The organism is Streptomyces sp. NPDC101234 (assembly GCF_044767525.1).
GTDB lineage: Bacteria > Actinomycetota > Actinomycetes > Streptomycetales > Streptomycetaceae > Streptomyces > Streptomyces sasae.
Map to the genome: position 1 here is coordinate 271,441 of NZ_JBIWOA010000006.1, position 12,684 is coordinate 284,124.

Genomic DNA, 12,684 nt, shown 5'->3' on the forward strand with positions numbered 1-12,684 from the left:
CCATCCCCGTCGCATGACCGCGGAAACAACGCCCCGCGCCGCATAGCACGGGTCACGAACTCCCCGAATGAGGATCACGGTGGCGGCCGAGCCGCGAGTGGGGCCACGGGCAGGGCAGTGCACGGCGTCGGCCCCGTACTCGACGTGGGTCTCCGGAGAGCGGAGCAACGGCAGCATTCGGTCGTATGACCAGTCCGCCCCGCCCGCCCCGACCAGCGGGCGAAGTCCTCGCGTCGGGCCTGTACGAAGTAACCCCGTTCACGGTGCTGGAGCCGCCGAGTACGCGCCCCCGGGCACCGGGTGGGACCGGTCCGGGGTGAGGTGGACCCGGTGGTAGAGCTTCGCGGGGCTACTTGATGGGCCACCGCTCCCGCCCAAGATCCTTGTAGCTGCCGGGGGAACCGACAGATGCCCCGATGTGGAGGAGCCCGGGCACGGAAAGGGTGGCGGCACCAGGAACGCTTGAGCACGCGAAAGGCACCCGGGAGACAGTCTCGCCGGGAGCCTTGAGCGTGAGCCCGGTTGGTCGGTACCGATCAAACCGCCTCCACCGTGCTCTCCTCGGCCTCTCCCGGCGCCTCCCCGTCCGAGGGGGCCGTCGCCGCCGAGGTCTCGCCTTCCCTGAGCGGAACCTCCTTGACGAAGGCCGCGGCGATCAGTGACACCCCGGCCACCACGGCACCGAGCAGGAACGCGCCATGGATGCCCGCGCTCACCGCGTGCTGGTAGGCATCCCGGGCGGCCTCGGGAAGCTTGGCGAGACTCGCAGCGTCGAGTTGGGCGGACTGCTCGGTGACTTTCGTGCCGAGGGACCCGGCGCGCTCCGCCATGACCTCCTGCACACGGCTGTTGAAGAGTGCGCCCATGAGGGCGACGCCGAAGGAAGAGCCGAGGGACCGGGTGAGCGTGCTCGTGGAGGAGGCGACACCCATGTCCTTCGTCTCCACACTGTTCTGGGCGACCAGAATGGTGATCTGCATCAGGCAGCCCATGCCCGCGCCGAGGACGGCCATGTAGACGCCGGCGGTCGACCGCGAGGTGTCCGTGTCCATCCGGGACAGCAGCACAAGACCCACCACCGACAGCGCGCTGCCGATCAGGGGGAACACCTTGTACCTACCGGTGCTGGAGGTGACCCACCCCGCGACCATCGAGACCGCGAGCACCGCGCCGAGCATCGGCATGAGCAGCAGCCCGGAGTTGGTCGCGGACGCACCCTGCACCGACTGCTGATAGAGCGGCAGGAAGAGCGTCGCACCGAACATCACGAAGCCAGAGGCGAAGCTGATGACGGAAATGAGCGAGAAGTTGCGGCTGCGGAACATGTGCAGCGGCACGACCGGCTCAGCGGCCCGCCGCTCCCAGAACAGGAACCCGGCCAGCGCGGCCACACCGAGCCCGATCAACGTCATGATCACGACGGAGTCCCACGCATACTCCGATCCGCCCCAGGAGGTGACGAGGACGATGGCGGTGATGCCGACGGTGAGCAGGGCCGCGCCGAAGTAGTCGATCCGCCCGCGATGCGGCTTCTTGGGCAGGTGCAGGACGGCACTGACCGCGAGCAGGGCCACGACGCCGAGCGGCAGGTTGATGTAGAAGGACCAGCGCCAGCCCCAGTTGTCGGTGATGCTGCCGCCCACGAGCGGTCCGCCGATCATGGCGAGCGCCATGACGCCGCCCATCATGCCCTGGTACTTGCCGCGCTCACGCGCAGGTACGAGCTCGCCGATGATGGACATGACGCCGACCATGAGCCCGCCGGCGCCCAGGCCCTGCACGGCCCGGAACCCGATGAGCTGGCCCATGTCCTGGGCCATGCCGCTGAGCGCCGACCCGACCAGGAAGATCACGATCGAGGTCATGAAGACGCCCTTGCGCCCGTACAGGTCGCCGAGCTTGCCCCAGATCGGTGTGGAGGCGGCGGTCGCGAGCGTGTACCCGGTGACCACCCACGAGAGGTGTTCGAGGCCGCCCAGCTCACCGACGATGGTGGGCATCGCGGTGCCCACGATCATGTTGTCCAACATCGCGAGCAGCATCGCGATCACGAGCGCGAACATGACGACCCACAGACTCCTGGGTTGTTCGCCCTCTGGAATCCCTGTGTCGGCTCCAGTCTCCGCCATCGACCCACTCCTCTGAACGTGCGCCACCGGCCGTCACTCACTCGCCGACCGGCTAGTTGTCTTTTCGGGGAGAAACTTCGAGTACCGCTCACTCCGCCCCAGCTCTGGACGGCCGCCCCTCACGTGCCCGCCAGTGGCGGACAGTCAGGGATGCTCGGACGATTCGGGAACCCGGCTCAGCCGACCGCCTGGTCGAGCTCGACCACGACGCGGACCTCGCCCCTGTCGTCCCGGAGGACGACTGCATGTCCCGTGCGCTCGCTGCCCTTCAAGCGCAGTGAGATCGGGCCGCCCGGGTCCTGGAAGTTCCGCCACCACTTCTTTTCGTCGGGGTACACGACGTCAATGACGATCTGGTCACCGTCCCGGCGGTAGTTGACGGGTGTGCTGAACGTCCGCCCCGAGCGCCGCCCCACATAGGTGATCACCACGAATCGCCTCTCAAGGAACCGGCTCCAGCGCGGCGAGCGCATCATCGCGGTCATCGGGCGGTTGACCCACCTGTTCATCAGGCCGACCGACACCCGATCCATCCATGCCCTGTTCGGCAACACATCTCCTGTCATCAGATACGCCTCGCCCGCACGCCGACGGGCGACCTCCGACCACGACCACCGCGATCGGCAGTCCCGGCACCGTCCCGGCACGCGCCCTCCACGTCGCTGCGGTCACCCACCTGCAAGCCGAGGCTGCGGCGCGCGGTGCGGTTGATCCTGCGGTCCGGCTCGTCGTACGGGACCTCCAGGATCGGGATGTCGCCGCTTACGGCCGAGGGGACTGCTCCGGCCAGTGACCCGGCCTTCGCCGTCGCCATGGATCGGGGTTCCTGAGCCGGTCAGGGGGGCACCCGTGCCGCCTTGGCGTGTCGCGATGATCTCCGCCGCGATGGACACGGCGGTCTCCTCCGGGGTACGGGCGCCGAGGTCGAGGCCGATCGGGGAGCGCAGACGGGCCAGCTCCCGCTCGCTCACGCCCGCCTCGCGCAACCGCCGGTCACGGTCGGCATGGGTGCGGCGCGAGCCCATCGCGCCGATGTAGGCGACCGGCAGCCGCAGAGCCTCCAGCAAAAGCGGGATGTCGAACTTCGCGTCGTGCGTGAGCACGCACAGGACAGTGCGCTCGTCGGTCGCCGTCCCCCGCAGATAGCGGTGCGGCCAGTCGACCACGATGTCGTCGGCCTCGGGGAAACGAGCCCGGGTAGTGAAGGTGGGGCGGGCGTCACACACGGTCACGTGGTAGCCGAGGAACTTGCCCGCGCGTACGAGTGCCGCCGCGAAGTCGATCGCACCGAAGACGATCATTCGGGGCGGCGGAACACGCGTCTCGACGAAGAGCGTGAGGCCGCCAGGGCAGTGCGATCCTCCCCCAGACTCCGTCCGGGGGGACCCCCATCTCGCTCCGCTCGCTGACAACTCCACTGTGCAGGTGCGGCCGGCCTCCAGCATGGCCCGGGCCTCGGCCACGCCCGTCCGGTCCAGTTGCTCATGGCCTCCGAGGCCGCCTTCGTGCGAACCGTCGGAGCGTACGAGCAGGAATCTGCCCAGCAGCTCGCCCGGGCCGTCGATCACCCGGGCGAGTGCCACCGCTTCGTCGAGGGCCGCGTACGACAGCGCCGAGCCGATCGTCTTCCTGGCCGGGGTGTCCGCGGAGACCGGCGTGACGAGGACTTCGATGGTGCCTCCGCAGGTCAGGCCCACCGCGAAGGCATCCTCGTCGCTGTAGCCGAACCGTTCGAGCACGGTCTGGCCGTCCTGGAGCGCCTGGACGCAGGCGTCGTACACCGCGCCCTCGACGCAGCCGCCGGAGACCGAACCGATGACGGTGCCGTCGCTGTCCACAGCGAGGGCGGCGCCGGGAGGGCGCGGTGCGCTGCCCCCGACCTTCACGACGGTGGCGACGGCGAAGTCCCGGCCCTCCGCCACCCAGTGGCTGAGCTCCTGGGCCAGGTCAAGCACGTGACGCTCCCGCCAACAGGACGCGGTCGGGTCGGATGGGCAGGTGGCGGTGGCGCACCCCGGTGGCGTGCCAGACGGCGTTGGCGATGGCCGCCGCGGCTCCTACGATGCCGATCTCGCCGATGCCCTTGATGTCCACCGGGTCGTCCGGGTCGACATCGTCCACCCAGTCGACCTCGATGGCCGGTACGTCGGCGTGGGCGGCGATGTGGTAGCCCGCGAGGTCGGCCCCGACGAGACCGCCCGACGCCTGGTCCCGGTGCGCCTCCTCGTGCAGGGCCATGGAGATGCCCCAGATCATCCCGCCCGTGAACTGGCTGCGCGCGGTCAGGGGGTTGACGATCCGGCCGGCCGCGTAGATCCCGAGCATCCGCCGCACGCGCACCTCGCCGCTCGTGACGTCCACGGCGACCTCGGCGAACTGAGCTCCGTAGGCGCTGCGTTCCTTGTGTTCGAGGCCGAAGACCGACTGGGTGGTGTCGGAGCGCGCGGTGACTCCCTCCGGAGGAATGCTGCCGGCCAGGGCCAGTTGCTGCTTCAGGTCCCGTGCCGCGGCCATCACCGCCCAGCCCCAGGAGCGGGTGCCCATCGAGGCGCCCGCCGGGGGTGCCGGGGGCAGGTCGCTGTCGGCGATGCGGATGCGGATGCGAGCGGGGTCCGTCTCCAGCGCGTCCGCGGCGACCAGGGTCATCGCGGTGCGTGCGCCGGTACCGACGTCGGTCGCGTTGATATGCACGGTGAAGGTGCCGTCCGCCTCGGCCGTCACGGCGGCCGAGGCGGGGGCGGCCACGGTGTGGTAGAGGGTCGAGGCCGTGCCGGTGCCGAGCAGCCACCGGCCCTCGCGGCGCAGGCCGGGGCGCGGATCCCGCTCCGCCCAGCCGAACCTGCGGGCGCCCTCCCGGAAGCAGGCGACCAGATTGCGGCTGCCGAACGGCAGCCCGGACACGGGACCCACTGCGGGTTCGTTGCGGATGCGCAGGTCGATGGGGTCGATGTCGCACTTCTCGGCCAGCTCGTCGAGGGCGCACTCCAGCGCGAACGAGCCCGGCGCGTCGCCGGGTGCCCGCATCTGGGTCGGTGTCGGCACATCGAGCCGTACAAGACGGTGGACGGTGCGGTGCCCCTCGGCGTAGTACAGCACTCGCCCCGGTCCGGCGGTCGGATCCGAGTACTCGTACACCGACGAGGTCCGGCCCAGCGCCTCGTGCTCAAGTGCGCGCAGCCGTCCGTCGGGGTCGGCGCCGAGCCTGACGCGCTGTGCCGTGGGACTGCGGTGGCCGGTGAGGAAGAACACCTGGCGGCGGGTGAGGACGACGCGGACGGGCCGCTGCAGAACGCTCGCGCCCATGACGGCCGCGACCTGCTGCGGGCCTGTTCCCTTGGAGCCGAAGGCACCGCCGACGTGCTCGGAGCGCACCCGCACCGAGGCCGGGTCGAGGGAGAACAGCTGAGCCAGGTCGCTCGCCACCAGCATGCTGGTCTGGTTGGAGTCGACGACCTCCAGCCGGTCGCCGTCCCAGCGAGCCGTCGTTCCGTGCGGCTCCATCGCGCTGTGGTGCTCCTCCGGGGTGGAGTACTCCTCGTCCACCACGACGGCGGAAGCCGCCAGTTCGGCCTCGACGTCCCCCTTCTCAGCATCGGCTTTCAGCATGAACGTGTCCGCCGGGGTGTACGCCTCGGGGTGTCCGGCGAAGAACGCCACGTCATGCAGTTCCTCGTCGTACCGCACGACCAGCGCCTCGGCGGCCTCCCTGGCCTGCTCGGGCGTCTCGGCCACGACCAACGCCACCGGCCAGCCGTAGTGAGGGATCCGATCGTGCTGGAAGAGCCCGAGGATCGGGTTGGCCGGCCCTCCCATGTTCGCCCAGTCGGTGTTGACCGTGGGCGCGTTGCCGTGGTGCAGGACGGCGAGGACACCCAGCATCGCCGCGACGGGCCCGGACTCCACCGAGCGGACACGGCCGCGGGCGACGGTGGACAACACCAACCAGCCGTAAGCGAGTTCGGGAAAGGGGACGTCACCCGCATACCGGGCCGCCCCGGTGACCTTGTCCCGGCCCTCGACACGACTGTGTGCCGTACCGACAAAGCCCTGCACGGTCGTGGTCATCGGGCGGCCTCCTCGGCGAGTTCGGTCAGCAGAGCCACAACGAGGTTGCGCATCAACGGCACCTTGTACGTGTTGTGGGGCAGTGGTCGCGCAGCGGACAGTTCGGCGTCCGCGGCAGCCCAGAGTGCCTCGGCGGTCAACGGGCCCCCCTGCAGCCTCTGTTCGGCCGTCCTGGCGCGCCACGGCCGGGACGCGACCGCTCCGAAGGCGAGGCGTATATCGCGTACGACACCGTCCTGGACGTCGAGAGCGGCGGCGATCGAGCCGATGGCGAACGCGTAGGACGCACGCTCGCGCACCTTGCGGTAGCGGGAGTTGGCGGCGACCGGGGCGGGCGGCAGGGTGACGCCGGTGATCAGGGCACCGGACGGTAGCGCCGTCTCCCGGTGCGGAGCATCACCCACCGGAAGGTAGAAGTCGGCAAGCGGCATCTCGCCGGGTCCGTCGGCGCTCTCGTACGACACCACGGCGTCGAAGGCGATGAGCGCGACGGCCATGTCCGAGGGGTGGGTGGCCACACAGTGTTCGGAGGCGCCGAGGATCGCGTGGTTGTGGTGCTCGCCCTCGATCGCGGGGCAGCCGCTTCCGGGCTGCCGCTTGTTGCAGGGCCGGGCCACGTCGGTGAAGTAGGCGCAGCGGGTGCGCTGGAGGAGGTTGCCGCCGACGGTGGCCATGTTGCGCAGCTGTCCCGACGCGCCGGCGAGGACGGCCTGCGCCAACGCCGGGTAGCGACGGCGGACTTCGGGGTGGGCGGCGAGATCGCTGTTGGTGACCGTGGCGCCGATACGCAGGCCGCCGTCCGGTGCCGGCTCGATCTGGTCGAGGGGCAGTTCCCGGATGTCGACCAGCCGTGTGGGCCGCTCCACGCCGGACTTCATCAGGTCGACCAGGTTGGTGCCGCCGCCGAGGAAACGTGCCTCGGTGTCGGCATCGAGCAGCGCGAGGGCGCTGGAGACGTCGCGGACACGCTCATAGCCGAACTCCCTCATGCGGCCGCCTCCTCGGCCTCGGACGCCTGCGCCTGAGCGGCACGGCCGACCGCCTGCACGATCTGGACGTAGGCAGCGCAGCGGCACAGGTTGCCGCTCATCCGCTCCCGGATCTCCTCGGGGGTCAGCTCCGGGGGGCCCGCTTCCGGGCGGACGTCGGCGGTGACGGCGCTCGGCCAGCCCGCCGCGTGCTCCTCGATCATGGCCACGGCCGAACAGATCTGTCCCGGCGTGCAGTAGCCGCACTGGTACCCGTCCAGATCGACGAACGCCTGCTGCACCGCATGCAGACGCTCACCGTCCGCAAGCCCCTCGACGGTGGTGACCGTGCGGTCCTCAGAGGCCACCGCGAGCTGCAGGCAGGCCACCGCCCGGCGGCCGTCGATCAGCACCGTACAGGCACCGCACTGGCCGTGATCGCAGCCCTTCTTGGTACCAGTGAGGTCGAGACGCTCGCGCAGGGCGTCGAGCAGCGTGGTGCGGTGGTCGACGGACAGCGAGTACTTCTCGCCGTTGACGGTCAGGGTGATGTCGCTGTGCGAGGACGAGACGGGTGGGGCCACGATCAGCCTTCTCTCGGGAGGGGGTGCCGTACGCGGACGTGATCCGCGTCGAAGTCAAAGCCGCACGATCGGGGAACCGGGCCGGCGTACTAGAGGGGGAACTTCACCTTGGTGAGTTCCTCGGACACGGCCCAGAGGCGGTCCTGGTCTGCGATGTCGTAGGACTGGGCGCCGGAGTTGACCACGTGCGGGTGGCCGCGGAACTGGCCCATCCCGTCGGGGCCGTAGTACTGGCCGCCGACGACGCCCGGGTCGGTGGCGGCCCGCAGGGTCGGCAGGACGCCCATGGCCGGTGGCTGGCTGATCAGAGGCGCGACCGTGTTGAAGATCATGCGCGTGGCGGTGGTGGCGTTGCGCATCGCTTCGGTGCGGGCGACGCCGGGGTGCGCGGCGACGGAGATGGTGGTGCCGTGCGGCTCCAGCCGGCGCTGCAGGGCGTAGGCGAACATCAGGTTGGCGAGCTTGGACTGCCCGTAGGCCGCGCTGCGGTTGTACTCGCGGTCCCACTGCAGGTCGTCGAAGCGGATCTTGATCTTCGAGGGGTGGCCGCTGCTGCTGCCGAGGGTGACCACCCGGGAGCCGGGCACCGGCAGCAGCAGGTCCAGCAGCAGCCCGGTGAGCGCGAAGTGCCCGAGATGGTTGGTGCCGAACTGGAGCTCGAAGCCGTCCTGCGTTATCTGCTTGGGCGGGTAGACGACCCCGGCGTTGTTGATCAGCAGGTCGATCTTCGGAAGGTTGGCGTGCAGCGTGTCCGCGGCGGCGCGAACCGACGCAAGGGACGACAGGTCCAGGTCCTGCACGGTGGTGTCGCCTTCGATACGCGCGGCCGCCCTGTTGCCCTTCACTACGTCCCGCACGGCCATGACCACCGACGCCCCGCGTTCCGCGAGGATCCGGGCGGTCTCGAAACCGAGACCCGTGTTGGCCCCGGTCACGACCACCACGCGGCCCGTCTGGTCGGGGATGTCGCTCTCGGACCACTTCTCACTCATGTTGCTTCCCTTGATCAGCCTTGAGGTCCGTTACGAACCGTCGGTCTGTTACATCCCCGACGCTAAAGAACCAGTGGTCTATTGTCAAGGCACCGTCGGTCTGTAATCTGTAGGCATGACATTCCAGCGAGCACGCAACGAGGAACAGCGAGAGATCCGGCGACAGGCGATCATGGAGACGGCCCTGGCGATGCTGGACGAGATGCCGGTGGCCGAGATGAGCCTCAACGAACTCAGCCGCCGGGTTGGCCTGGCCAAATCGAACGTGCTGCGCTACTTCGAGTCACGCGAGGCAGTCCTGCTCGAACTACTGGAGCGCGCCCTGGAGACATGGCTGGAGGAGGTCTCCGGCGAGTTGTCCGGCGGCGTCGACCCGCAACTGCCGGCCGCGGAACGGGGCGATCAGGTGGCAGCCATCCTGGCTCGGTCCCTGGCACGCCACGGCTTGCTGTGCGACCTCGTGGGCGCACAGGCCGGCGTCCTGGAACACAATGTCTCCGTCGACGTGGTCGTCCGCTACAAGCGATCCTCCATCGCGAGTCTCGGAACCATGGCCGACCTCGTCCGCCTCCACGTCCCGGAACTCGGTCCCGGCGCCGGAACCGTGGCCGTGCTGACGCTGATCCTGGCCGGTGCGCTGTGGGCCCAGTCTCGGCCCTCCGCCAGCGCCATCGCCGCCTACGAGGCCGACCCCACCCTCGCGCTGCTCCGCCTGGACCTGCCCACCACGCTGGAGAACACCCTCGCCACACTGATCACGGGCACACTGGTGCGGTCGGGGAGCTGAGCGGTCTCGCAGCGCCCGGGCGGGACCCTGCCGGCCCGCTCCCGGTCCTGCATCCGACAGCAGCGGACCAGCCGAAAAGACGGAGGCGGCAACGACCGAGCGTTCAACGAGGAGACCGGCCGTGCCGGGCCGCCCGCGATAGGCGGTGACAAAGACCGCTGAGTTCACAGGAAGCCGCCGGAAAAGCGCGGCGTCCTGGTCAGACTGCGGCCGGCCCGACCAGGGCTCATTGACTGCGCAACAACTAGGTTCCGCTGCTTGAGAGCGAAGCTCCAGGAACGGGATCCGTGTCCCCCTCCGGTTGCGATCGGGGCCGTAGGCCACCGTCGTCAGCCGGCCCGAGCCGTGCCCGGCGGCGAGTGATCAGGGTCCAGGCGATCGCGGTGAGCGCGGTCAGCGTCAGGGCGGCCAGCATCAGCGTGGTGTGGGTTCCGGCGCCGTCGGCCGCGCGGGCGACGGCGTTCGGAAAACCCACGCGGTCGAACAGCCAGCCGACGGCCGCCGTGGCCGTGAGCAGGGCGCCGGTGACGCGCAGTTTGGGCTGGACGCGCAGGCGGGCGAGGACCAGGAGCGAGGGCAGGGCGAGGCAGACCAGCAGGAGCTGGACCAGTTCGATGCCGAGGTTGAAGCCGAGGAGGCTGGTCACCAACTGCCCGGTGGACAGGTGCATTTCGGCGAGCACGAAGGAGAACGCCATGCCGTGGCCCAGGCCGAAGACACCGGCCACGACGGCTTCCCGGCCGGGGAACAGGGGCCGTGTCGCGTGGACGGCGCCGACCAGGATGCTCGCGGCGATGAACGCCTCGACCGGCCGGCCCGGGATCTGGAGGCGGCCCAGGGCGGTGGCGGCCAGTGCGACGGAGTGGCCGGCGGTGAAGGCGAGGGTGATGCGGCCGATGCGGGCGAGGGCGGAGCGGGCGCCAACCAGTCCGTTCCAGCGGCCGCCGGTGGCGGCCAAAGGCGCAGGCAGGAGCAGGATCAGCAGGAAGAGCAGGTGGTCGGTGCCGGTGAGGATGTGGTTGCCGCCGAGTTCGACCATGGCGACGAAGCCGCGCCAGGCGCTGCCCTTGCCGAGGTCGACCTTCAGCGGCGGGACCTTCATGTGCCGGACGTCGAGCTCGATCGTGCCGACCTGGGTGGTGCCCTCGCCGTCGACCTTCCCGGCCGACCAGTCCTGACGGACGGTCACCAGGATGACGTGGGTGACGACTTGGTGGACGATCACGTCGTAGTCGAAGGTGAAGTGGCGTACGTCGCCGCCGGCGGGCGGCGTGAGAACCGCGGCGACGGTCAGCTCGCGGTACGGGCCGGTGGAGGTCTGCCGGGTGCGGGTCAGGTGCATCGCGCCGATGCCGACCTGCCAGGCCTTGCCCTCGGTCGTGGTGGGGTGGATGTGCTGGGCGAGATAGGCGCGGATCGCCTTGGCGCGGGCGGCCGGGACGGCCGTACCGGTGATGTTGTCCAGGTCGATGCCGCTGGCCCGGGAGAAGTCGGAGACCGGCAGCTCCAGGCGGGCGGAGACCGAGGACTGGTACACGTCGAGCTGCACCACCGAGTGCGGCATCGGATGCGCGGCGGCCGGCGACGCCCCGAGGAGGAGCGCCGCCGGTACCGCGATCGCGATCCCGGCCACCAGGCGTGCGAGCGCTGTGGTCAGCCAGTTTCGCGGTCCGGTCATGAGAAGGAGAACTCGTTGCCGTAGTCGCGGGTGTGGTCGCGGTACACGGTGTGGTAATGGATCTGGTTCTGGTAGACCACGCCGTTCTGGCAGACGAACTCGACCCACACGCTGGGACCGTCGATGCGCACGTAGTCGCCCTGGGTGTCCAGGCCGGTGCCGCCGGAGTAGGAGACGTAGGTCTGGTCGAGCTCCTTGGCGTACGTCTTCATGAGCTGCCTCGCGGTGGCGTCGTCGACGTCGGCGACCCACGGGTGGATGGCCGCCAGGACCAGCTTCTGCTGCTTCTCCGACAGCTCGCTGACCTTGATGCCTTCCTTGGTCTCCGGGAAGTCGCCGTCCTTGCCCGGGCCGAGCAGCACGTCGCTGAACGACTCGGACAGCTTCGCCTTCGCCAGCTGCTCGGTGCTCAGGCTGCCGGTCAGCTTCAGCAGGCCGTTGCGGAACTTGGCCAGCGGCGCGTAGGTGGTGCCGTCGTCGGCGGTCCAGCTGGTGGGCTCTACGCCGGTGAAGAACGGGCTGGCGCCGGAGACCTTGCCGTCCTTGTACGTGATGTTCACGGCGAGGTGGTGGCCGCCGAAGTGCAGCTGCCAGGTGCCGGTCTTCGACGGCGTGCCCAGGAATGCCATGTAGTAGTAGCCGCTGCCGTAGGAGAAGCCACCGGCGCCGCCGCCGGTGCCGCCGGAGGGCGGAGTGCCCGTCGGGAGGTCGGTGGCCGTCGCGCTCGGGTCCGTCGAGGCCGAGGCGGAGGGGTCGGCCGACGGGACGTCCGTCGGCGCGCCGGAGGCGGAGCTGGTGGCCTCCGCCGAGGCCAGTACGTCGTCCGCCTTGAGGGTCTGCAGCACGTGCTGGTAGCCGGTCTCCTTGCCCGATCCCAGGGCTACCTTCAACACACTCTCGGCGGCGGCCAGCTGGTCGTCGGTCAGCGAACCGAAGTCGATGCCTGGACGGCAGGACCCGCCGCACGGGAGGTTCGACCACGCGGTCGCGTTCGCCTGCGAGAAGTCCAGCAGTGTCGACGTCTGCTGGTCGGAGTCCAGGGTGTTCAAGAACGCGTTGGCGGCACTGACCACGGCCGCGACGCCCTTCGCGTTCTTGTCGACGGGACGCTTGGCGACCGAATTCTGCGTCTCACCAGTAACCGTCGAAGCATTTGCTATGGCGAATCCGCCGCCCACGAGAACCAGCGCCGCGGCAGCGCCGACCACGCCCCGCCGAGTCCGCCTTGCGCGCACCTGACGAGTTCTTTCCTTGCTCACGAATCTCCCCCTTGAGAGAAGAATGGGAATGGCATGCCGACCAGGCGAGACAACGCCATTGACCGGTCCCGAGATCACTCTCTTCGCGGCCATATCGGACATGACGATGGAAAATCGTGCAGCTGCACGATCGACCGCTCGAGCGATCGCCGCGGAGATTACCAACAATGTTGTCAACATCTCAATGCCGAAATCCCGACCGCCGGAAAATCCGGGCAGCAC

Annotated in this window: 10 protein-coding genes; 1 reads left to right on the forward strand and 9 read right to left on the reverse strand. The window is 69.6% G+C overall.

What is annotated here, in order from left to right; all coding sequences use genetic code 11:
* Positions 1-536 precede the first annotated feature (536 nt).
* From ACIRR9_RS13955 to ACIRR9_RS13985, 7 genes are all read right to left on the reverse strand, one after another.
* On the reverse strand, positions 537-2,129 hold the full coding sequence (locus ACIRR9_RS13955; RefSeq protein ID WP_403750912.1) for an MDR family MFS transporter: 1,593 nt from the start codon (positions 2,127-2,129) through the stop codon (positions 537-539).
* Positions 2,130-2,305: 176 nt separating this feature from the next.
* Positions 2,306-2,638 carry a nitroreductase/quinone reductase family protein gene (locus ACIRR9_RS13960; protein WP_403750914.1) on the reverse strand — a complete coding sequence of 111 codons (333 nt, stop codon included), beginning with the start codon at positions 2,636-2,638 and terminating at the stop codon, positions 2,306-2,308.
* Positions 2,639-2,797: 159 nt separating this feature from the next.
* Positions 2,798-4,084, reverse strand: coding sequence for an XdhC family protein (locus ACIRR9_RS13965; protein WP_403750916.1), 1,287 nt, complete (start codon positions 4,082-4,084; stop codon positions 2,798-2,800).
* Entirely contained in the window at positions 4,077-6,194 is a 2,118-nt protein-coding gene (locus tag ACIRR9_RS13970; protein WP_403750918.1) for a xanthine dehydrogenase family protein molybdopterin-binding subunit, read from the reverse strand. Before ACIRR9_RS13970 ends, ACIRR9_RS13965 begins: the two co-directional genes overlap by 8 nt.
* On the reverse strand, positions 6,191-7,183 hold the full coding sequence (locus ACIRR9_RS13975; RefSeq protein ID WP_403750920.1) for an FAD binding domain-containing protein: 993 nt from the start codon (positions 7,181-7,183) through the stop codon (positions 6,191-6,193). Before ACIRR9_RS13975 ends, ACIRR9_RS13970 begins: the two co-directional genes overlap by 4 nt.
* Positions 7,180-7,746 carry a 2Fe-2S iron-sulfur cluster-binding protein gene (locus ACIRR9_RS13980; protein WP_403750922.1) on the reverse strand — a complete coding sequence of 189 codons (567 nt, stop codon included), beginning with the start codon at positions 7,744-7,746 and terminating at the stop codon, positions 7,180-7,182. The genes ACIRR9_RS13975 and ACIRR9_RS13980 overlap by 4 nt, the downstream gene beginning before the upstream one ends.
* A gap of 89 nt (positions 7,747-7,835) precedes the next feature.
* The gene (locus ACIRR9_RS13985) at positions 7,836-8,738 is read right to left on the reverse strand and encodes an SDR family NAD(P)-dependent oxidoreductase (protein ID WP_403750924.1); all 903 of its coding nucleotides are present in this window, start codon (positions 8,736-8,738) and stop codon (positions 7,836-7,838) included.
* Between the two features lie 115 nt (positions 8,739-8,853).
* On the opposite strand from ACIRR9_RS13985, the gene ACIRR9_RS13990 reads away from it, so the two are divergent.
* On the forward strand, positions 8,854-9,525 hold the full coding sequence (locus ACIRR9_RS13990; RefSeq protein WP_403750926.1) for a TetR/AcrR family transcriptional regulator: 672 nt from the start codon (positions 8,854-8,856) through the stop codon (positions 9,523-9,525).
* A gap of 244 nt (positions 9,526-9,769) precedes the next feature.
* On the opposite strand, the gene ACIRR9_RS13995 is transcribed toward ACIRR9_RS13990, so the two are convergent.
* Both ACIRR9_RS13995 and ACIRR9_RS14000 read right to left on the reverse strand, forming a co-directional pair.
* A complete protein-coding gene (locus tag ACIRR9_RS13995; RefSeq protein WP_403750928.1) occupies positions 9,770-11,203 on the reverse strand; it encodes a HupE/UreJ family protein in 1,434 nt (477 codons plus the stop codon).
* Entirely contained in the window at positions 11,200-12,462 is a 1,263-nt protein-coding gene (locus tag ACIRR9_RS14000) for a DUF3500 domain-containing protein (RefSeq protein WP_403750930.1), read from the reverse strand. Before ACIRR9_RS14000 ends, ACIRR9_RS13995 begins: the two co-directional genes overlap by 4 nt.
* Positions 12,463-12,684: the final 222 nt, after the last annotated feature.

Bases quoted from the DNA above. Each gene is read 5' to 3' on its own strand.
- ACIRR9_RS13990 (WP_403750926.1), top strand. From the start codon at position 8,854: ATGACATTCCAGCGAGCACGCAACGAGGAACAGCGAGAGATCCGGCGA.
- ACIRR9_RS13970 (WP_403750918.1), bottom strand. From the start codon at position 6,194: ATGACCACGACCGTGCAGGGCTTTGTCGGTACGGCACACAGTCGTGTC.
- ACIRR9_RS13975 (WP_403750920.1), bottom strand. From the start codon at position 7,183: ATGAGGGAGTTCGGCTATGAGCGTGTCCGCGACGTCTCCAGCGCCCTC.
- ACIRR9_RS13985 (WP_403750924.1), bottom strand. From the start codon at position 8,738: ATGAGTGAGAAGTGGTCCGAGAGCGACATCCCCGACCAGACGGGCCGC.
- ACIRR9_RS13955 (WP_403750912.1), bottom strand. From the start codon at position 2,129: ATGGCGGAGACTGGAGCCGACACAGGGATTCCAGAGGGCGAACAACCC.
- ACIRR9_RS13960 (WP_403750914.1), bottom strand. From the start codon at position 2,638: ATGAACAGGTGGGTCAACCGCCCGATGACCGCGATGATGCGCTCGCCG.
- ACIRR9_RS13995 (WP_403750928.1), bottom strand. From the start codon at position 11,203: ATGACCGGACCGCGAAACTGGCTGACCACAGCGCTCGCACGCCTGGTG.